We start from the raw sequence: 18,381 nt of genomic DNA, 5'->3' as shown, positions 1-18,381 counted from the left end.
CTTTCGATCGATGGCAAGCGCGGCCCCTTTCGCCAAGATGAACGGCATTGGCAACGAAATCATCGTTGCCGATATGCGTGGCCGTGCCGATCGCGTGACGCCTGCGGCAGCCGTCGCGCTTAATGCCGATGCGGCGACCAGGTTCGACCAGATCATGGCGATCCACGACCCCAGGACGCCGGGCACCGCCTTTTTCATCGACATCTTGAATTCCGACGGAACCAGGGCGCAAGCCTGCGGCAACGGCATGCGTTGTGTCGTCCAGGCGCTCGCCGCCGAGACCGGCCAGAAGACATTTGCCTTTGAAACAGTCGCCGGCATCCTCAATGCCGAGGAACATGCCGACGGAATGATCTCGGTCGACATGGGCAGGCCGCGCTTTGGCTGGCAGGACATCCCGCTGGCCGAGGAATTCCGCGACACCCGCATGATCGAGCTGCAGATCGGCCCGATCGATGCTCCGGTGCTGCATTCGCCGTCGGTCGTCTCGATGGGCAATCCGCACGCCATCTTCTGGGTCGACCGCGACGTCTGGTCGTACGAGCTCGAGCGCTTCGGCCCGCTGCTCGAAAACCACCCGATCTTCCCCGAGCGCGCCAACATCACCATCGCGCAGGTGACCTCGCCGGAGACCATGGCCATCCGCACCTGGGAGCGCGGCGCCGGCCTGACCAAGGCCTGCGGCACGGCTGCTTGCGCCGCTGTAGTCGCCGCGTCCCGCACCCGGCGTACCGGCCGCGGCGTCACGCTGATGACGCCCGGCGGCGGCTCGCTGCATGTTTTGTGGCGCGACGACGACCACGTCATCCTCACCGGTGCCGCCGAATGGGAATTTTCCGGCAGCTTCGATCCGTCGACCGGGGCGTGGGCGCGCGACACCGAAAGCGCCGCCTGATGGCTCCTCTTGGCAACAAGGGTATCGAGGTCGTCACCTTCGGCTGCCGGCTGAACACCTATGAATCCGAGGTGATGCGGCGTGAAGCCGAAATTGCGGGCCTCGGCGGCCTCGAAGGCGGCGCCATCATCTTCAACACCTGCGCCGTCACCGGCGAGGCTGTACGCCAGGCCAAGCAGTCGATCAGAAAAGCCCGCCGTGAGAACCCGGCCGCCCGCATCATCGTCACCGGCTGTGCCGCGCAGACCGGCCCGCAGGATTTCGTCGCCATGGACGAGGTCGATCTCGTCCTCGGCAATGAGGAAAAGCTGAAGGCGCATTCCTATCGCGCGCTGCCGGATTTCGGCGTCAACGACACTGAGAAGGCGCGCGTCAACGATATCTTTTCGGTGCGCGAGACGGCCGCCCACATGGTCGACGCCATCGAGGGCCGGGCGCGCGCTTTTGTCCAGGTGCAGAACGGCTGCGACCACCGCTGCACCTTCTGCATCATTCCGTACGGTCGCGGCAATTCGCGCTCGGTGCCGATGGGCGCCGTGGTCGAGCAGATCAAGCGACTCGTCGGCAATGGTTATGCCGAGATCGTGCTGACGGGCGTCGACATGACCAGTTTTGGCGCCGATCTGCCGGGCGCACCGAAGCTCGGCAAATTGGTCAAGACCATCCTGAAGCAGGTGCCAGACGTGAAACGCCTGCGGCTTTCCTCGATCGACTCGATCGAAGCCGACGACGATCTGCTGGACGCCATCGCCACCGAGCCGAGGCTGATGCCGCATCTGCATCTGTCGCTGCAATCGGGTGACGACATGATTCTGAAGCGGATGAAGCGCCGGCACAGCCGCGACCAGTCGATCCGCTTTTGCGAGGATGTGCGCAAACTGCGCCCCGGCATTGTTTTCGGCGCCGACATCATCGCCGGCTTCCCGACCGAGACGGACGCCATGTTCGAAAACTCGCTGGAGATCGTCGAGGAATGCGGCCTGACGCATCTCCACGTCTTCCCGTTTTCGCCGCGCCATGGCACGCCCGCCGCGCGCATGCCGCAGCTCCGCCGCGACGTCGTCAAGCAACGCGCGGCACGCCTGCGCGCCGCCGGCGAGGCCGCCTATCGCCGCCATCTTGCCTCGCTCGCTGGAACGCATCAGTCGATCCTGGTCGAGCGTGACGGCCTTGGCCGCACCGAAGGGTTTACGCTGGCCGCGGTCTCTGCCGGCGCTCCGGGCGACATTGTCGAGGCTGATATCGCCGGCCATGACGGTATCCGACTGATCGCCGCGCCGCTTGCCGCCCGTGCCGCCTGAGAGCGCAAGACATGGCTGGGTTTTTCAAGAAGATATTTTCGTTCGGCAAGAAGGAAGTCGTCGAGGAGCGGCCCGACGAGGCCGCGCCGCTGCCGCCGATCAAATGGGACGAACTGGAGGCGCTGAAACCGGCCGCCGAGCAGGCCGTCCCGGAGTTTTTGAAACGCGAAGAATCGCGGCCCGAAGTCGAAGCCGTACCTCCACCGCTAGTCGAACCAGAGTTGCCTCCGGCACCGCAACCGGCGCCGGAAGAGCAGAAGCCTGAGCCGCCGCCGACCATTCCACCCGAGCCGGAAACGCCTGCTGAGGAACCGGAGGAGATCCGGGCCGAGCCGCAGCAGCCAGAAATCGTCCCCTCCCAGCCGGAACCTGCAGCCGTCGAAGTGCCGTTAGTGCCCACCGAGGCTCCCTCTGCAGCGCCAGAGCGCGAAGTCCCGCCCGCCGAAATACCGCCCCCGATCCGCCAGCCAGCGCCGGCCGAGACGAAACCGATCTTGACCGAGATCGCGCCCGAACCGGAGGTCGTGCCGGCGCCCCACCCTCCCATCGAGGGGGAGGTAAAGCCCGAGCCGGAAGCCGTTCCGCAACCAGCGCCGGAGCCAAAGCCCGCCCCCGGCAAAGTCACCGTAACCAAGAAGGTCGAGCAGAAAGCCGAGCCGCAGAAGGCGCCCGAACCGGCGCCGAGGCGTTCCTGGTTCCAGCGCATGCGAGACGGGCTTGCCCGCTCGTCCCGGGAGCTGTCGGGCAACATCGCCGGCGTCTTCACCAAGCGGAAGCTTGACGAGGACACGCTGCAGGACCTGGAGGACGTGCTGATCCGCGCCGATCTCGGCATGGAGACGGCTTTGCGCGTTACCGACGCGCTCTCCGCCAGCCGCTACGGCAAGGACGTCTCCGACACCGAAGTCCGCGCCATCATGGCGGCCGAGGTGGAGAAGGTACTGACCCATGTCGCCATGCCGCTAGAACTCGATCTCAGCCACAAGCCGCATGTCATCCTGGTCGTCGGTGTCAACGGCACCGGCAAGACCACAACCATCGGCAAGCTGGCGGCAAAGCTGACCGATGGCGGCCTCTCGGTGATGCTCGCCGCCGGCGACACTTTTCGCGCCGCCGCGATCGAGCAGCTGAAGATCTGGGGCGAGCGTACCAACTCGCCGGTCATTGCCTCGAAGCTCGGCGCCGATGCCGCCGGCCTCGCCTACGATGCATTCGAGCGCGCGAAGGAGGCCGGCTCCGACGTGCTGATCATCGACACCGCCGGGCGGCTGCAGAACAAGACCGAACTGATGGCGGAACTGGAAAAGATCGTCCGGGTGCTGGGCAAGCTCGATCCGGAAGCGCCGCACACCGTGCTGCAGACGGTCGATGCCACCACCGGCCAGAATGCGCTCAACCAGGTCGAGATCTTCCGCAATGTCGCCGGCGTCAACGGCCTGGTAATGACCAAGCTGGACGGCACGGCGCGCGGCGGTATTCTGGTGGCGATCGCGGCAAAGCACAAATTGCCGGTCTATTTCATCGGCGTCGGCGAACAGGTCGACGACCTCGAACCCTTTTCCGCAAGCGAATTCGCCAGGGCGATCGCTGGAGTGGCTTGACGAGCATGATTCCGAAAAGTTGCAGGCTCTTTGGATTGGATCATGCGTAAGAAGGACGCTATGAACCCACCCATCCTCGAAGGCGACCCGTCCGATCCGCGACGCAGGGCGTTGAACCCCGGCCTGAAATTCCTGCTCGAACTCGGGCCTGGCCTGGTGTTCTTTTTCACCACCATCCGCGGCGCGTGGCTTGTCGGGAAGTTTCCGATCCTCGGCCATATCGGCGAGCCTATCCTGATTGCCACAGCGTTCTTTATGGTGGCGACGGCGCTATCGCTCAGCGTTTCGTGGATTTTGACGCGCAGCTGGCCGATCATGCCGTTGGTCTCGGCCATCGTGGTGTTTGTGTTTGGCGCGCTGGCGCTGTGGCTGCAGGACAAGACCTTCGCTTTCATGAAGCCGACAATCATCAACAGCCTGTTCGGCATCACGTTGCTTGGCGGGTTGGCGTTTGGCAGATCGCTGTTGGGCTATGTCTTTGATTCCGCCTTCAATCTCGACGCCGAAGGCTGGCGCAAGCTCACTTTCCGATGGGGACTCTTCTTCCTTTTTCTGGCTGCGCTGAACGAGATCGTGTGGCGCAACTTTTCTGAGGAAGCCTGGCTTTATTTCAAGGTCTGGGGCACGATTCCCATTACCCTTGTCTTCACGTTAAGCCAAATGCCGTTGATCCTGCGCCATTCGCTCGAGGACAAGGCCGGCAAGGAAGAGAAGGCCGGCAAATAGAGCAATTCCAGGAAAGTGTGTAGCGGTTTTCCCGGGAAAGCGCGTAGCGTTTTCCCTAGGGAATTGCATCAGAATAAGGGGAGAGGGCATGGAATTCATCACCACTCGCGACGAGTTGAGGACGATCTACAAGACGCCTCGGCTGACCGACGGCTCGATCCGCAAGGAATTGAAGACATTGGACGGCCACTGCCGTTCATTCATCGGCAAGAGCCCGTTCGTGCTGATCGGCTCGTCCGACGGCGCCGGCAATGCCGATGTGACGCCCAAGGGCGACAGGCCGGGTTTTGTGGCAGTGCTCGACGAGAAGACCATCGCCATCCCCGACCGGCCGGGCAACAACCGGCTCGACACGCTGGAGAACATCCTTCTCAATCGCTCGGTCGGGCTGCTCTTCCTCATTCCCGGCATGAACGAGACGCTGCGTGTCAACGGCGATGCCCGCATCACCGTCGATGCGGCGTTACGCGAGCGGCTGGCGGTCGACGGCAAGGCGCCGCAAAGCGTCGTCGTGGTGACGGTCAAGGCCGCCTATATGCATTGCGCCAAGGCCTTCATGCGCTCCGAACTGTGGAAGCCGGAGAGCTGGTACGACCGCGCGACGCTGCCGACGCTCGGCCAGATCCTGCGCGACCAGCTGGCGCTCGCCGATTCGGCCGAGGCGACCGACCGCTGGCTGGATGAGGAATACAGGGAGACCATGTGGTAGCGTGCCCGGCAACGAATCGCCCAAGCCGGTCTCCATTCCTTTGCTGAACATCCTCGCCATCTCCGGCAGCCTGCGCGCCGCCTCGACCAATTCGGCCCTGGTCGCGGCACTCGCGCAAAACGCGCCGCCGGACTGTCACGTCTTCGTCTACGATGGACTTGGCCGGCTGCCGATCTTCAACCCCGACGACGAAGGCGAGCGGACGCCGCCGCAAGCAGCAGTGCTGATCGATGCGGTCACCGCCGCTGACGGCGTCATCGTCTCCTGCCCGGAATATGCCCACGGTGTGCCAGGCGGCCTGAAGAACGCGCTTGACTGGCTGGTGTCGCGCGATGCCGCCGTTGGCAAGCCAGCCATGCTGGTGCATGCCTCGCCGCGCTCGCTGTTTGCCCGCGCCGCACTGGTCGAGATCATGCGGACAATGTCTTTTGCGCTCCATGAGGAAGCAGCGCTCGAAATAGCGCTGCTCGGCAAGAAGCCGCCGGAGGTGGAGGATATCTTGTCGCAGCCGGAAAACCGGCTGACGATGCGCGATGCCCTATCCGCCTTCGCGGAGTTCATCCGCTCGCGGTGAACGCCGGACCGTGCTTTCGCCATCCCAGGGTCTCCGCGACGGAGTTTCGCTCCTGCTCCGCCCCCGGGATGACGACGCTAGGAGCTGCGGCCAATCTGTGCCGGGAACTATCCCTTGCTCCTCCGCGTCTCGACGTCGGTCCCGCCGACGAACCAGTCGCGTGCAGCGACCTCCTCGAAAACCACCCAGACATCGTTGTTGGTCAGGCCGGTGACGCCGGTGATGGCCGCCGTCACCTGGGCGGCGATCGCGGCCTTTTTGCCGGCCGGGTCGTCGGCAATCACCTCCTTGACCAGGCGGATATTCACGAATGGCATGGTTCCCTCCCTTGCATATGCTTGGCGGCCGCTCAGTAGGTTTTGGCGCCGTTGACCATGAGCCGGACCATGTAGAGCGAGGTCGTGCCGGCGATGTAGAGGCAGTTCAGCTTGTTGCCGCCGAACACGCAATTAGCAACGACTTCCGGTACCTTGACCTTGCCGATCAGCGTCCCGTCTGGATCGTAGCAATGGACCCCGTCGGCGGCACTGGTCCAGATGCGGCCGTCCGCATCCAGCCTGAAACCGTCGAACAGGCCGGCGGTGCAGTCGGCAAAGACCTTTTCGCCTGAGACCGTCTTGCCGCCCTGGCCGACATTGAACACCCGGATGTGTGCCGGATTTTGCGCACCATGCGTGCGGCCGGTATCCGCGACATAGAGTTGGCGCTCGTCGAGCGAGAAGGCGAGCCCGTTGGGCCTGACCATGTCGGTGATCACCGCCTCGGTCTCGCCGGTGCCGGGATCGACCCGGTAGACATGGCAGGCGCCGATTTCGCTTTCGGCCTTGTCGCCCTCGTAATCGGTATCGATGCCGTAGCTCGGATCGGTGAACCAGATCGAGCCATCGGACTTGACCACCGCGTCATTGGGCGAGTTCAGCCGCTTGCCGCGCCATTTGTCGGTGATGGTGATGACCGAGCCGTCATGCTCGGTGCGGCTGACGCGGCGGCCGGAATGCTCGCAAGTAACCAGCCGGCCTTGCCGGTCGACGGTGTCGCCGTTGGAATTGCCGGACGGCTGACGGAACACGCTGACGCTGCCGTCGGTCTCGTCGTAACGCAGCATGCGATTGTTCGGGATGTCGGACCAAACCACATAGCGCCCGGCTGCAAACCAGGCCGGTCCTTCCGCCCATCGGCAGCCGGTAAACAGCCTGTCCACCTGTGCATTGCCGTTGAAAAGCCGCGAAAAGCGCGGATCGAGAACTTCGTAGAATTCGCTGGCCATGGTTCCTCCCGGTAGCAGTCGCTTGGCAAGGGCGCGATCAAGCCAGCCTGCGATCGATATGGCAAGATCGATGATGCGTCTGAAGCATTATGGAAGCGAATGCTGGCCCGGACGGCAGGTCACATCCCGTTAACCGGCTATGCGCCCAGCGCAATGGTGCATTGCAACATCTTATTTTTGCAACGCACCATAACTATGTCATGCTCCGTATCGATCAAGGGAGGAACAACTGGCCGCGAAATGCGGCGCAAAAGGAAACTCGCTATGATCATCGACAGCCTCGTGAGCCGCGCTCGCGCCAGCATCGCCAAGCGCCGGCATTACAACCGCCTCGTCGCCGAAATCGACAGCTTCAGCAGCCGCGACCTCGCCGATATGCGCGCCGACCGCTCAGAAATGCTCTACCAGGTCCACAAGCAGATCTACGGCTGAGTGAATGGGATCGGGCTTAGCCCACCCATTCGATCCAGCGACCGTGGTAATCGCAGTGGGCCAGGCGGCGCGTCTCGCCGCCCGGCCATAAAGTCAGGCTGAGTACCGCCCAATTGTTTGTGGGATCGCGCGGCTCCATCCTCAGCCTTGCGATAGGCGCAGCGGCCGTGGCCTGTCTGCCCGCCTGCTCCAGGGCGACGATGATCGCATCCTTGGTCGCCCGCGGCAGGTATTGCCACATGATCGAATGATAGAGCACAAAAGCGCCACCCTCCTGCCGCGCGGCCAGCGCCTTCCCGACAAAATCCGCCGCGTCCGCTTTGACAAGTGGCGGTCGAAACTTTTCGGCAAGTGACAGCGCAGCGTCGAGCCGGGCCAGCCGCGTAGCCTGATCGGCCCAGACGTAAGACCGAAGCCGTAACCGTGTGGCTGCGTCGGCGACATCCACCGGCGCGATGTCACAGCCGGCGCGGTGGCGGACGTCGATCGCTCCACCAAGCGGAACAGCGAGTCCGCGCACCTCCGGCGCCAACCGAACGGGGGAGGTCCGGTCGCCCCACTCGGCATCGCCGTAGCGGTAGTGAAAGCTGTCGAACAGGAGATTGAGCCCAGCGCTGGCGCCAATCTCGCACAAGTCCAGCGGCAGGCCAGTTTCCCGCGCGACCGTCAGAAATCCAGGCAGCAGCATCGCCGACCGGGCGATTTCATTGGTCTGCGGCGCACCGGCGAGGCCGGCGACGATCCGCTCGTCGGATCGCGCAATTGCCTCCGGCAGCACCGCCGCGATCTCGGATTCGCTTGTCTGGTTGGGCGGATAGATCAGTGCCAGTCGCTCATTGGCACTCGTCAGGACCAACCCATGCAGCGCGCCGCAAAGCCGCAATGCGAGGGCGTCGGCGCGCGCGTCGCCCGGCCAACCGAGCACCGCCTGCCCGGTCCTGGTGTTTGCGTCGAGAACCTTAGCGAGCGCACGGCATAAATTCGCGGTGAAAGGCGAGCCAAGTCCATCGCAGGCTTTCGCCTGTGCCAGAAAATGATCGCGGATGTCTCGTTCGTCCATCGCGTTTCAGGTGTCTCAGCCCGGAGCCGCGAGCGCCTTCTCGATTTCGGGTAACAGCAGCGTCCGCGCCGAGTCCGGCGTCAGCGGCCCGACATGCTTATAGGCGATCTTGCCATCCTTGCCGATGACGAAGGTTTCCGGCACGCCGTAGACACCCCAGTCGATCGCCGTGCGTCCGGCTTGGTCGACGCCGATCGCCTGGAATGGATTGCCGAGATCGCCAAGGAACCGACGGGCGTTTTCCGGCTGGTCCTTGTAGTTCAGCGCCGCCATGACGAAGCGTCTGTCCTGCGACAGCGCCAGCAGCACCGGATGCTCTTCGCGGCACGGCGCGCACCAGGACGCGAAGACGTTGACCAGCGTCACCTTGCCGGCGAACTGTTTTGAATCGAGGCCCGGCAAATTGGTGCCTTCGAGCGCCGGCAGGTTGGTCTGCGGCGCCGGCAGGCCGATCAGCGCTGACGGCACTTCCGACACGTCGCGCCCGGACAAAAGCTGCGCCAGGAACAATCCCGCCAGCCCGAGAAAGACCACCAGCGGCAGCAGCACGATCAGGCGGAGGCGCGCCGGTGTTTGGGTTTCCGTGCTCATGATTTTACTGCCTTGTCGGAGCGCCGGCGCACGCCGGATGCCTCCAGCTCGGCAAGCTCTCGCTTGCGGCCGCGCTGGTCGAGCAGAATCCAGCCGATCAGCCCACCCAGCACCACGGCCGTGATCGCATAGGCGGCGGTGACATAAAGGGCGTGAACGCTCATTTTCCCGATCCAAGGCTTCTCACGGCGGAATTCATAGCCTCACCGGCTGTTTGTCGCAATGAACGGGTCTGCGGCAGATTTGCGGTTATCGCAAGCCGAAGGTCACTGCGAACGCAAAACACCTGATATGTTTTTGATACGCATGTATTGGCACGTCAGAGACAGCCTGACAGCCCCTTCGCAGGTAAGCAGGATTCTACCGGCGTCATCCCACATCCTGATTGCACTCCAGCCATGGCTCCGGAACTTGCGAAGGCTAATCGATTCGACCGCGATGAACTCAAGCCCGAAAGACACGGCATTGAACGCCGCCCATTTGGCGGGGGGCCGGTAGGGGAGGACGGTCGAGATGAAGGAAAGGTACATGCTAGGCCCGTCACGATTGATTTCGGCCTTGGTTACCTCGACGGAAGACAGGTCCGGATAGTTGCCGTAGATTGTCTGGAGAAAGATCGGGTTCTCTATGCGCAGCGGCCACATCAATCCGTTCCGTGCCGAAGCGCCAGCGCCGCCGCCACCGGCCCGAGCACGGCAAGGAACAGGGTCAGCGCGGCGAGAATGAGGAAGGGCTGCAGAAAAGGATCGGGGTTCGCCACCGCGCCATAGCTTGCTGATACGCCGAAGATCAGCACGGGAATGGTTAGCGGCAGCACCAGCACCGAGATCAGCAGGCCCCCGCGCGGCAGCGCCACCGCCACCGCGGCACCGGCGGCACCGATGAAGGTGATCGCCGGCGTACCGACCAGAAGCGTCAGCGCCGTCGCACCGATGCCGATGGGCTCCATGTTCATGAACAGGCCGAGCAAGGGAGCGGCGATGACCAGCGGCAGCACGCTTCCCGCCCAATGCGCCAGGCATTTCGTCAGAACGGTCAAGGCCAGCATGTGCCGGTCGTTGCCAAGCACCAGAAGATCGAGCGAGCCGTCCTCGCGGTCGGCCTGGAACAGCCGGTCGAGGCCGAGCAGGCAGGCCAGCAATGCGGCGATCCACAGGATCGCCGGGCCGATGCGGGCCAGCAGCTTCAGCTCGGGACCGACGCCGAAGGGGATGGTCGCGATAACGGCGAGAAAGAAAATCACGCCGGTAAGCGCCCCGCCGCCGGCGCGGATACTCAGGCGGATGTCGCGCAGGAAGAGGGCTAGCATGATGTGAGATGCTTTCGCCTGGGCACCCCCCTCTGTCCTGCCGGACATCTCCCCCTCAAGGGCGGAGATTGGCTGTCACGACTGCCTTCGCCAATCTCGATCGTTGAGAGTTGAGCGCAGCGACGAAGCTGCCAATCTCCCCCCTCGTGGGGGAGATGTCCGGCAGGACAGAGGGGGGCGCCGTAGAGCACCAACATCAAACGGCCTCGCCCATCACCAGCCCTTGTGCCCCCTCGATCCCCAGCGGCAAATGCGTCGCCGCAACCACGATCCCGCCCCTCTCGAGGTGCTTCCCCATCAATTCGCCGAATCTCTCCTCGGAAGCCTTGTCCAGTCCTGCCGTCGGCTCATCGAGCAGCCACAATGGCCGGTGGCTTACCAGCAGTTTTGCAATCGCCGCGCGGCGGCGTTGCCCGGTCGAGAGATAGCCGAACGGCAGATGGCCGATGCCGCCCAGCCCGACGGTTTCCAGCGCCTCTTCAACAGCCGCGGAACCGGCGCCCGAAAAATCGCGCCAGAAGCACAGGTTTTCCGTAACGCTCAGCGCCGTCTTCATCGCGTTGAGGTGGCCGAGATAGTGACAGGCCGAGGCGGCCGACGGAAAGTCCTCGCCACCACCTTCGAACCGCACACGGCCTGCCGCCACTGGCAATAGTCCGGCGACGATCCTGAGCAGCGTCGATTTGCCGGCGCCGTTCGGCCCGGTGACGACCAGCGCCTGGCCATCCCCCAGCGCGAATTCGATGCCGGAAAATACCGTCTCGCCGCCGCGTTCGCCGCCCAGATTTTCGGCGATCAGCCGCATCCGTCCCCCTTCGCCGAAAGTTCAGGCGCGGCTTCGGTGCGCCGCACCAAAAATGGCGATTCCGTGTCTAGAACTATTCCAGAAAATTCTCTATATCCGCATCATCCGTGCCAGCGGTCGGCACGGGAACCGAATTTGCGCCGAACCAGCGCGCGTGCCGCCTTGAACGGCCCGGACGCTTGGGAACGGATAGCGGAAATGGCCGTACCCGCACCTTTGCGCGTGATTTGCATGCCCACTGGCGTCCGTTCCCTTCCGGCAACCGACAGTTAGGGATCGCACGTGTCCAAATCACTCGACAGCTTCAATTGCCGCCGCACGCTGACCGCCAGCGGCACCGAGTACATCTACTATGACCTTGTCGAGGCCGAAAAGAACGGCCTCACCGGTATTGCCCAATTGCCCTATTCGATGAAGGTGCTGCTGGAGAATCTGCTGCGCAACGAGGACGGCCGTTCCGTTACCAAGGAGAGCATCCAGGCGGTCGCCGGCTGGCTGACTGACCGGGGCACCGCCGGCGTCGAGATCGCCTATCGCCCGGCTCGCGTGCTGATGCAGGATTTCACCGGCGTTCCAGCCGTGGTCGACCTTGCCGCTATGCGCGACGCCATGGCCTCGCTCGGCGGCGATCCGCAAAGCATCAATCCGCTGGTGCCGGTCGATCTGGTCATCGACCACTCGGTCATCGTCGACGAATTCGGCACGCCACTGGCTTTCGCCCGCAATGTCGAGCTTGAATATGAGCGCAACGAGGAACGCTACAAGTTCCTGAAATGGGGCCAGCAGGCGTTCCGCAATTTCCGCGTCGTGCCGCCCGGCACCGGCATCTGCCATCAGGTCAATCTCGAATATCTCGGTCAGGTCGTGTGGACCAACAGCGAAGACGGCGAGACCACCGCCTATCCCGACACCTGCGTCGGCACCGATTCACATACCACGATGATCAACGGCCTCGGCGTGCTCGGCTGGGGTGTCGGCGGCATCGAGGCGGAGGCCGCGATGCTTGGCCAGCCGGTCTCCATGCTGCTGCCTGAAGTCATCGGCTTCCGGCTCACCGGCAGGCTGAGGGAAGGCGTCACCGCCACCGACCTGGTGCTCACCGTCACCCAGATGCTGCGCAAGAAGGGCGTCGTCGGCAAGTTCGTCGAATTCTTCGGGCCGGGCCTGTCCAACATGACGCTGGCCGACCGCGCCACCATCGGCAACATGGCGCCGGAATATGGCGCCACCTGCGGCTTCTTCCCGGTCGACAGCGAAACCATCCGCTATCTGACAATGTCCGGTCGCGACGAAAGCCGCATCGCCCTGGTCGAGGCTTATTCGAAGGCGCAAGGCTTGTGGCGCGATGCCGGCTCGGCCGATCCGGTCTTCACCGACCTGCTGGAGCTCGATCTCGGCAGTGTCGTCCCGTCGATGGCCGGCCCGAAGCGGCCGGAAGGCCGGGTCGCACTTGAAGACATTCCGGCTGGCTTCGCCAAGGCCATGGAGTCCGAATACAGGAAGGCCGCCGAAATCGACAAGCGCTATGCCGTCGAGGGCACGAGCTACGATCTTGGCCATGGCGATGTGGTCATCGCCGCCATCACCTCCTGCACCAACACCTCGAACCCGAGCGTGCTGATCGGCGCCGGGCTGTTGGCGCGCAATGCCAACCGGCTCGGCCTCAAGCAGAAGCCGTGGGTCAAGACCTCATTGGCGCCGGGCAGCCAGGTCGTCGCCGAATATCTCGAGAAATCCGGCCTGCAGAAGGAGCTCGACCAGATCGGCTTCAACCTGGTCGGCTTCGGCTGCACCACCTGCATCGGCAATTCCGGCCCATTGCCGGCGCCGATCTCCAAGACCATCAACGATAAGGGCTTGATTGCTGCGGCAGTCTTGTCCGGCAATCGCAATTTCGAAGGCCGCGTCTCGCCCGACGTGCAAGCGAACTATCTCGCCTCGCCGCCACTGGTCGTCGCCCACGCGCTGGCCGGGACAGTGACCAAGGATCTGACCACCGAGCCGCTCGGCGAGGATCGCAACGGCAATCCGGTCTATCTCAAGGATATCTGGCCGAGTTCGGTCGAGATCCAGGAATTCATCGAGAAGAACGTCACGCGCGAATTGTTCGCCCGCAAGTATGCCGACGTCTTCAAGGGCGACGAGTACTGGCAGAACGTCAAGGCGCCGGAAGGCCAGACCTATGCCTGGGACGACAATTCCACCTATGTGCAGAACCCGCCCTATTTCGCCGGCATGACGTCGGGCTTCGGCAAGATCGGCGATATCAAGGGCGCGCGTGTGCTCGGTCTGTTCGGCGACAAGATCACCACCGACCACATTTCGCCGGCCGGTTCGATCAAGGCGGCCTCGCCGGCCGGCAAGTATCTCACCGACCACGGCGTCGGCGTCGCCGATTTCAACCAGTACGGCACACGCCGCGGCAATCATGAGGTAATGATGCGCGGCACCTTCGCCAATATCCGCATCCGCAACCATATGCTGGGCGAGAACGGCCGCGAGGGCGGCTACACCATCCATTACCCGTCGAAAGAAGAGGAATCGATCTACGACGCCGCCATGCGGTACAAGAAGGAAGGCGTGCCGCTGGTCATCTTCGCCGGCGTCGAATATGGCAACGGCTCGTCGCGCGACTGGGCGGCCAAGGGCACCAATTTGCTGGGCGTCCGCGCGGTCATCGCCCAGTCCTTCGAGCGCATCCACCGCTCCAATTTGGTCGGCATGGGCGTGATCCCCTTCGTCTTCGAGGAAGGCACCTCATGGGCCTCGCTCAACCTCAAGGGCGACGAACTGGTCGAGATCGACGGACTGGGCAACATCAAGCCGCGGCAGAAGATGATCGCCAGGATCACCTACGGCGACGGCAGCGTCAAAGAGGTTCCGATCATCTGCCGCATCGATACGCTGGACGAGCTCGACTACTTCAAGAATGGCGGCATCCTGCAATACGTGCTGCGCGATCTGGCCGCTTAAGGGAGTAGGGCAATAAGGGAGTAGGGCAGTAGGGTGAAGCAAGGAGAAGCGACTTATTCCCCTACTGCCCTACTGCCCTAATTCCCGGCTTTCCAAACCGCGCTGTCGCCGCCAGCAGCACGCCGAGCATCAGCCCGTTGAATATGTGCCACAGGAAATGCGTGCCGAGCGGAAAGCCGCCGCAGACCAGCGGATCGATCATCCGGCAGATGACCGACACGACGAAGATCGCCGAGCCCGCCAGATTGTACCAGCCGGCACGGTTGCCGCTGGCCGCCACCATGGCGCCGAAGAAGGCGAGCGCCAGGAAGGGCGGCAGATAGCCGGTCGTCCCGTTCGACGCCTGGCGCAGCCAGTCGGGCACGGCAAAGGTCACCAGCCCGGCGACGGCATAGAAGGCGACGAAAATGGCGATCGCCTTGCCCCATTTCATGCCGAGAAAACGCCGCAGGTTGAACAGCGTGTAGGCCAGCGTGAACCCGGCGATCGGCAGCACGTCGGCCCAGACCGTGCCACGGTTGGCAAAGGTGTGGAACAGCGACGAGCCGACGCCGATCGCCACCACCCACCAGGCCAGCACTTCGGCGAAGGTGCCGGTGCCGCGCTTGCGCACCTGCCAGACACCCCATAGCCCGGCGGCAAAAAAAGCCAGATTGCTCAGCGCATTTAGCGGTTCGGCCCAGAATTCCGGCCCCGTCCGTTCGCAATAGAGGTCGACCGGCGCCAGGAGAGATTGCCACATGCTGATTGCCGCCCGAATCGCTTCCATCGTAAAGTGCAAGTCCACCTATTGCGCCCTTGCCAGCGGTTGCAACGGCAAAATTTCACCGCAACGTGACTTCCCGTTGACTGCCGCTTCTGCCACATATTTCGACAACCAGAACAAAGCCGGCGTCACCGGCGGGATCGGAACGGCTATGCCATCTCGAAGACCATTGCGGCTTGCGGCCCTTGCGCTGGCCCTCTCGGCGTTTGCCGGCAGGGCCCTTGCCGAGCCAACCGACAAGCCATTAGGCGTCGTCGAGCTCTTCACCAGCCAGGGATGCAACTCCTGTCCGCCGGCAGATGAATTCTTCGCCGAGCTCGCCGCCAAAGAGGACATCGTCGCGCTCGCCTATCATGTCGATTATTGGGATTACCTCGGCTGGCAGGACACGCTGAGCCGCAAGGAAAATACCGAGCGGCAATACGAGTATATGCGCGCCTTCGGCAGTCGTTCCGTCTACACCCCGCAAGCCGTCATAAACGGCCGCAGCCATGTCAACGGCGCCAGCCGCAAGGAAGTCGACGGCGCGCTGGCCCGCATGGAGAGGGTCGGCGAAGGCATGCGCGTCGGCATCAAGGTCAGCCGGACCAGCGATCGCGTCATGATCGATGCCGGCGACGCTGTGACCGGCCCAACCGACGCGCATGTCGTCATCGTCTATTTCAATCCGCCGCAGACGATAAAGATCGGCAAGGGCGAAAACAGCGGCCGCAGCATGACCTACTGGAACGCCGTCTCCAGCATCCAGACCGCCGGCATGTGGCACGGCAAGGCGCAGCGCTACGAACTGCCGATGAGCGAGATCGCCAAGAAGGGCGGCTGCGCCGTGCTGCTGCAGTCGGTCGGCAAGGACGGCATGCCCGGGCCGATCCTGGGCGCAGCCTTTATCCGCAAGCCTTAGATAGGGCGCCCCCCGTTCTCCCCTTGTTGTGGGAGAAGGGATAACCGCGCTCAAGCCTCCGACGACAGCCTATCTGGATGGATCGCATCGCCACGGCTAATAAAAAACCGGCGTCAGCTTGCTTCTGACGCCGGTCATTTAGGTTTTGGGATCGTCGCACCCGATCTTTCCAAGGAAAAACCGAGGTTGGTTCGATCCGACGCAGGCCCGTGGGCGGGGGGCTTGGGGTTTACGAGCCGGTGCCGGACCGAACCGTCTCAGGCAACGCCGGTAAATTCGTCGGACATTGGGGCATGAGCACGGATAAAAAAAGGCAGGATTGTGGCAAAGCATCACCAATTTCAACAGGCGTTTCGCAAACGTGACTGGACGCTGGAGAAACCGCGCGGTGCTGCCGTTGCCCGGCCGGGCCTTGCAATTCGGCAACGAAAGCGCCAACTTTGGTCGGCGTACGATTCATTGCGAGGATCCAGGCATGACTGATCGCAGCAGCGGGACGGAGGATGGGGACGCATCCGCAATATTGATCCCGCTGCATGAGGCAAGACGCGAACGCCTCGACCAGCCGGTGCGGTTCGACCGGCGCGAACTGGACCAGATCCTCAGGCTCTACGGCCGTATGGTTGCCGCCAATGAGTGGCGCGACTATGCCATCGACCATCTCGCCGACCGCGCCGTTTTTTCCGTCTTCCGCCGCACCAGCGAAGTGCCGCTTTTCCAGATCGTCAAGGATCCGAAGCTGGCGCGCCGGCAAGGCGCGTTCGCCGTCATCGCCGCCGGCGGGCGCATCCTCAAGCGCGGCCAGGAACTCGGCCGGGTGCTTGGCGTGTTCGACCGAACACTGAAGCTGGTCGAGGCGTAACCCTTTATTTTTGCAGGCGGAACTTGCGCTCGGGCAGCGATTGCGGATCAGGCGGGATGGACGCCCCGCCGTTGATCGGCAGCTGCATGAAAACCGTGTCCAGCCAGCGTCCGTGCTTATAGCCTGAGCCTTCCAGGCGGCCGGAATGACGAAAGCCGAGCTTCTCGTGCAACCTTACCGAGGCGCTGTCGGGCCGGCCGTCGCCGATCACCGCGATGATCTGGCGAAAACCCGCCGCCTTGGCCGCTTCGATCAGCCCTTGCATCAAGAGCATCCCGACGCCTTGCCCTTTGGCCTCGGGCGCGACATAGACGGAATCCTCGACGACGAAGCGGTAGGCCGGGCGCGGCCGGAACGCCCCGGCATAGGCATAGCCGAGCACGCCGCCGGCCTTTTCCGCAACGAGATAGGGAAAGCCGCCCGCCATCAGAGTGTCGAAGCGCGTGCCCATCTCGGCGCGGCTCGGCGGTTCGAGTTCATAGCTCGCCGTGCCATTCGTCACCGCGTCGGCATAGATTTCCGTGATCCGGTCGAGATCGGCCGACGTCGCGGCCCGCAAGGTGATGCAGCTCATAATTTAGGCACGTCGCTCATCTGCCCTATATCACAGCAAAGCCGGTACAAAAGAAAAGGGCGGCCATTGGGCCGCCCTTTTCGAACTCGCTGGTCCAGGAAAACCGTATTTAGCGACGGTCGCCCATGAACTGCAGCAGAAACATAAACAGGTTGATGAAGTCGAGATAGAGCCTCAATGCGCCCATAATCGCCTTGCGGCCGGCGACATCAGTCTCGTCGCCCTCGAAGTACATCTCCTTGATGTTCTGCGTGTCGTAGGCGGTGAGGCCCGCGAAGATCAGCACGCCGATCGCCGAAACGGCGAAGGAAAGCGCCGACGACTGCAGGAAGATGTTGATCACCATCGCGATGATCAGGCCGACCAGGCCCATGACCAGGAACGACCCGAACGCCGAGAGATCGCGCTTGGTCGTGTAGCCGTAGAGCGACAGCCCGCCAAAGGCGGCGGCGGTGGCGAAGAAGGTCTGCGAGATGCTGGCGGTGGTGTAGACCAGGAAGATCGACGACAGCGACAGGCCGACGAGGCCGGCGTAGACCCAGAATGTCGTCTGCGCGGCCGAAACGCTCATCGACTGGACGCGGAACGACAGGAACATCACCGCTGCCAGCGGGGCGAAGATCACCAGCCATTTCAGTGGCGAGCCGAAGATCGCGTAGCCGAACGAGGTCAGCATCTCGCCGCTTGGCAACGTCGCGACCGCCGAGGCGGGATCGCTGGTAGTGGCCAGCATGATTGTGCCGACCGCGGCAAGACCGGTGATGAGGAGGCCAAGCCCCATCAGATTGTAGACCTTGATCATGTAGGCCCGCAGGCCCTGGTCGATGGCAGCATCGACGCCGGCGCCGGGCACGGCGCGCGTCTGATAATTGCGAACGGGATCAGCCATGGAAATCCTCATATTGCTTCTGCCCCGTCCGGTGTCAGGTCCTTTTGAACCCAGGCGCCGCTGGCGGGGCTCCAGCATGCCTGCGCCGAAATATGATGGTTCTTGGCGTAAAGGACAAGACCGTAACCAAGCGTAATGCTCCGTGA

21 protein-coding genes are annotated in these 18,381 nt (G+C 63.3%); 10 read left to right on the top strand and 11 right to left on the bottom strand.

Going from position 1 to position 18,381, the window contains the following annotated elements; all coding sequences use genetic code 11:
• The first annotated feature begins 10 nt into the window (after window positions 1-10).
• The 6 genes from dapF (at window position 11) to NKH99_RS09715 (ending at window position 5,806) form a co-directional block, all read left to right on the top strand.
• Window positions 11-895 (top strand): diaminopimelate epimerase, encoded by an 885-nt coding sequence (gene dapF / locus NKH99_RS09740; protein WP_352470815.1) that lies wholly within the window; start codon window positions 11-13, stop codon window positions 893-895.
• Window positions 895-2,196, top strand: a complete 1,302-nt coding sequence (mtaB, locus tag NKH99_RS09735) for a tRNA (N(6)-L-threonylcarbamoyladenosine(37)-C(2))-methylthiotransferase MtaB (protein ID WP_352493195.1) — start codon at window positions 895-897, stop codon at window positions 2,194-2,196. Before dapF ends, mtaB begins: the two co-directional genes overlap by 1 nt.
• Window positions 2,197-2,207: 11 nt before the next feature.
• Window positions 2,208-3,797 (top strand): signal recognition particle-docking protein FtsY, encoded by a 1,590-nt coding sequence (gene ftsY / locus NKH99_RS09730; RefSeq protein ID WP_353013801.1) that lies wholly within the window; start codon window positions 2,208-2,210, stop codon window positions 3,795-3,797.
• A 60-nt stretch (window positions 3,798-3,857) separates the two neighbouring features.
• Window positions 3,858-4,523, top strand: coding sequence for a septation protein A (locus NKH99_RS09725; RefSeq protein ID WP_352493215.1), 666 nt, complete (start codon window positions 3,858-3,860; stop codon window positions 4,521-4,523).
• Between the two features lie 88 nt (window positions 4,524-4,611).
• The gene (locus tag NKH99_RS09720; RefSeq protein ID WP_352685342.1) at window positions 4,612-5,232 is read left to right on the top strand and encodes a pyridoxamine 5'-phosphate oxidase family protein; all 621 of its coding nucleotides are present in this window, start codon (window positions 4,612-4,614) and stop codon (window positions 5,230-5,232) included.
• 40 nt (window positions 5,233-5,272) lie between these two features.
• Complete coding sequence (locus NKH99_RS09715) at window positions 5,273-5,806, top strand: NADPH-dependent FMN reductase (RefSeq protein WP_352767671.1); 534 nt, start codon at window positions 5,273-5,275, stop codon at window positions 5,804-5,806.
• Window positions 5,807-5,913: 107 nt separating this feature from the next.
• On the opposite strand, the gene NKH99_RS09710 is transcribed toward NKH99_RS09715, so the two are convergent.
• The gene (locus tag NKH99_RS09710) at window positions 5,914-6,123 is read right to left on the bottom strand and encodes a tautomerase family protein (RefSeq protein ID WP_352540817.1); all 210 of its coding nucleotides are present in this window, start codon (window positions 6,121-6,123) and stop codon (window positions 5,914-5,916) included.
• Between the two features lie 32 nt (window positions 6,124-6,155).
• On the bottom strand, window positions 6,156-7,073 hold the full coding sequence (locus NKH99_RS09705) for an SMP-30/gluconolactonase/LRE family protein (RefSeq protein WP_353013799.1): 918 nt from the start codon (window positions 7,071-7,073) through the stop codon (window positions 6,156-6,158).
• Window positions 7,074-7,337: 264 nt separating this feature from the next.
• Here NKH99_RS09705 and NKH99_RS09700 point away from each other — a divergent pair, with 264 nt between their 5' ends.
• Window positions 7,338-7,505 carry a hypothetical protein gene (locus tag NKH99_RS09700; RefSeq protein ID WP_353013797.1) on the top strand — a complete coding sequence of 56 codons (168 nt, stop codon included), beginning with the start codon at window positions 7,338-7,340 and terminating at the stop codon, window positions 7,503-7,505.
• Between the two features lie 16 nt (window positions 7,506-7,521).
• Here NKH99_RS09700 and NKH99_RS09695 read toward each other — a convergent pair whose 3' ends face one another.
• The 6 genes from NKH99_RS09695 to ccmA form a co-directional block, all read right to left on the bottom strand.
• Window positions 7,522-8,565, bottom strand: coding sequence for a DUF2332 domain-containing protein (locus NKH99_RS09695; protein ID WP_353013795.1), 1,044 nt, complete (start codon window positions 8,563-8,565; stop codon window positions 7,522-7,524).
• 15 nt (window positions 8,566-8,580) lie between these two features.
• The gene (locus tag NKH99_RS09690) at window positions 8,581-9,156 is read right to left on the bottom strand and encodes a DsbE family thiol:disulfide interchange protein (RefSeq protein ID WP_353013793.1); all 576 of its coding nucleotides are present in this window, start codon (window positions 9,154-9,156) and stop codon (window positions 8,581-8,583) included.
• Window positions 9,153-9,320 (bottom strand): heme exporter protein CcmD, encoded by a 168-nt coding sequence (gene ccmD, locus NKH99_RS09685; protein WP_352456348.1) that lies wholly within the window; start codon window positions 9,318-9,320, stop codon window positions 9,153-9,155. The genes NKH99_RS09690 and ccmD overlap by 4 nt, the downstream gene beginning before the upstream one ends.
• Before the next feature lie 102 nt (window positions 9,321-9,422).
• Complete coding sequence (locus NKH99_RS09680) at window positions 9,423-9,800, bottom strand: Imm50 family immunity protein (protein ID WP_352593773.1); 378 nt, start codon at window positions 9,798-9,800, stop codon at window positions 9,423-9,425.
• Window positions 9,800-10,465, bottom strand: a complete 666-nt coding sequence (ccmB, locus tag NKH99_RS09675; protein WP_352470824.1) for a heme exporter protein CcmB — start codon at window positions 10,463-10,465, stop codon at window positions 9,800-9,802. Before ccmB ends, NKH99_RS09680 begins: the two co-directional genes overlap by 1 nt.
• A gap of 196 nt (window positions 10,466-10,661) precedes the next feature.
• Window positions 10,662-11,270, bottom strand: coding sequence for a heme ABC exporter ATP-binding protein CcmA (ccmA, locus tag NKH99_RS09670; protein ID WP_352832355.1), 609 nt, complete (start codon window positions 11,268-11,270; stop codon window positions 10,662-10,664).
• A gap of 282 nt (window positions 11,271-11,552) precedes the next feature.
• Here ccmA and acnA point away from each other — a divergent pair, with 282 nt between their 5' ends.
• Window positions 11,553-14,243, top strand: a complete 2,691-nt coding sequence (gene acnA / locus NKH99_RS09665; protein WP_352832352.1) for an aconitate hydratase AcnA — start codon at window positions 11,553-11,555, stop codon at window positions 14,241-14,243.
• A 61-nt stretch (window positions 14,244-14,304) separates the two neighbouring features.
• Here acnA and NKH99_RS09660 read toward each other — a convergent pair whose 3' ends face one another.
• Window positions 14,305-14,985, bottom strand: coding sequence for a ceramidase domain-containing protein (locus NKH99_RS09660; RefSeq protein ID WP_352470827.1), 681 nt, complete (start codon window positions 14,983-14,985; stop codon window positions 14,305-14,307).
• 175 nt (window positions 14,986-15,160) lie between these two features.
• Between NKH99_RS09660 and NKH99_RS09655 the strand changes: the two genes are divergently transcribed.
• A complete protein-coding gene (locus tag NKH99_RS09655; protein WP_352470828.1) occupies window positions 15,161-15,910 on the top strand; it encodes a DUF1223 domain-containing protein in 750 nt (249 codons plus the stop codon).
• 475 nt (window positions 15,911-16,385) lie between these two features.
• Window positions 16,386-16,772 (top strand): DUF2794 domain-containing protein, encoded by a 387-nt coding sequence (locus NKH99_RS09650; RefSeq protein ID WP_031212724.1) that lies wholly within the window; start codon window positions 16,386-16,388, stop codon window positions 16,770-16,772.
• Window positions 16,773-16,776: 4 nt separating this feature from the next.
• Here NKH99_RS09650 and NKH99_RS09645 read toward each other — a convergent pair whose 3' ends face one another.
• Together NKH99_RS09645 and NKH99_RS09640 are read right to left on the bottom strand one after the other, a co-directional pair.
• Complete coding sequence (locus NKH99_RS09645; protein WP_353013789.1) at window positions 16,777-17,346, bottom strand: GNAT family N-acetyltransferase; 570 nt, start codon at window positions 17,344-17,346, stop codon at window positions 16,777-16,779.
• A 109-nt stretch (window positions 17,347-17,455) separates the two neighbouring features.
• Window positions 17,456-18,235: a Bax inhibitor-1/YccA family protein gene (locus NKH99_RS09640; RefSeq protein ID WP_254817871.1), complete on the bottom strand. Its 780-nt coding sequence runs from the start codon at window positions 18,233-18,235 to the stop codon at window positions 17,456-17,458.
• Window positions 18,236-18,381 lie beyond the last annotated feature (146 nt).

This window comes from Mesorhizobium sp. M0854 (assembly GCF_040319815.1).
Lineage (GTDB): Bacteria > Pseudomonadota > Alphaproteobacteria > Rhizobiales > Rhizobiaceae > Mesorhizobium.
Note: the sequence above shows the minus strand (reverse complement) of the source record. Positions and strands in the feature narration are given on the sequence as shown.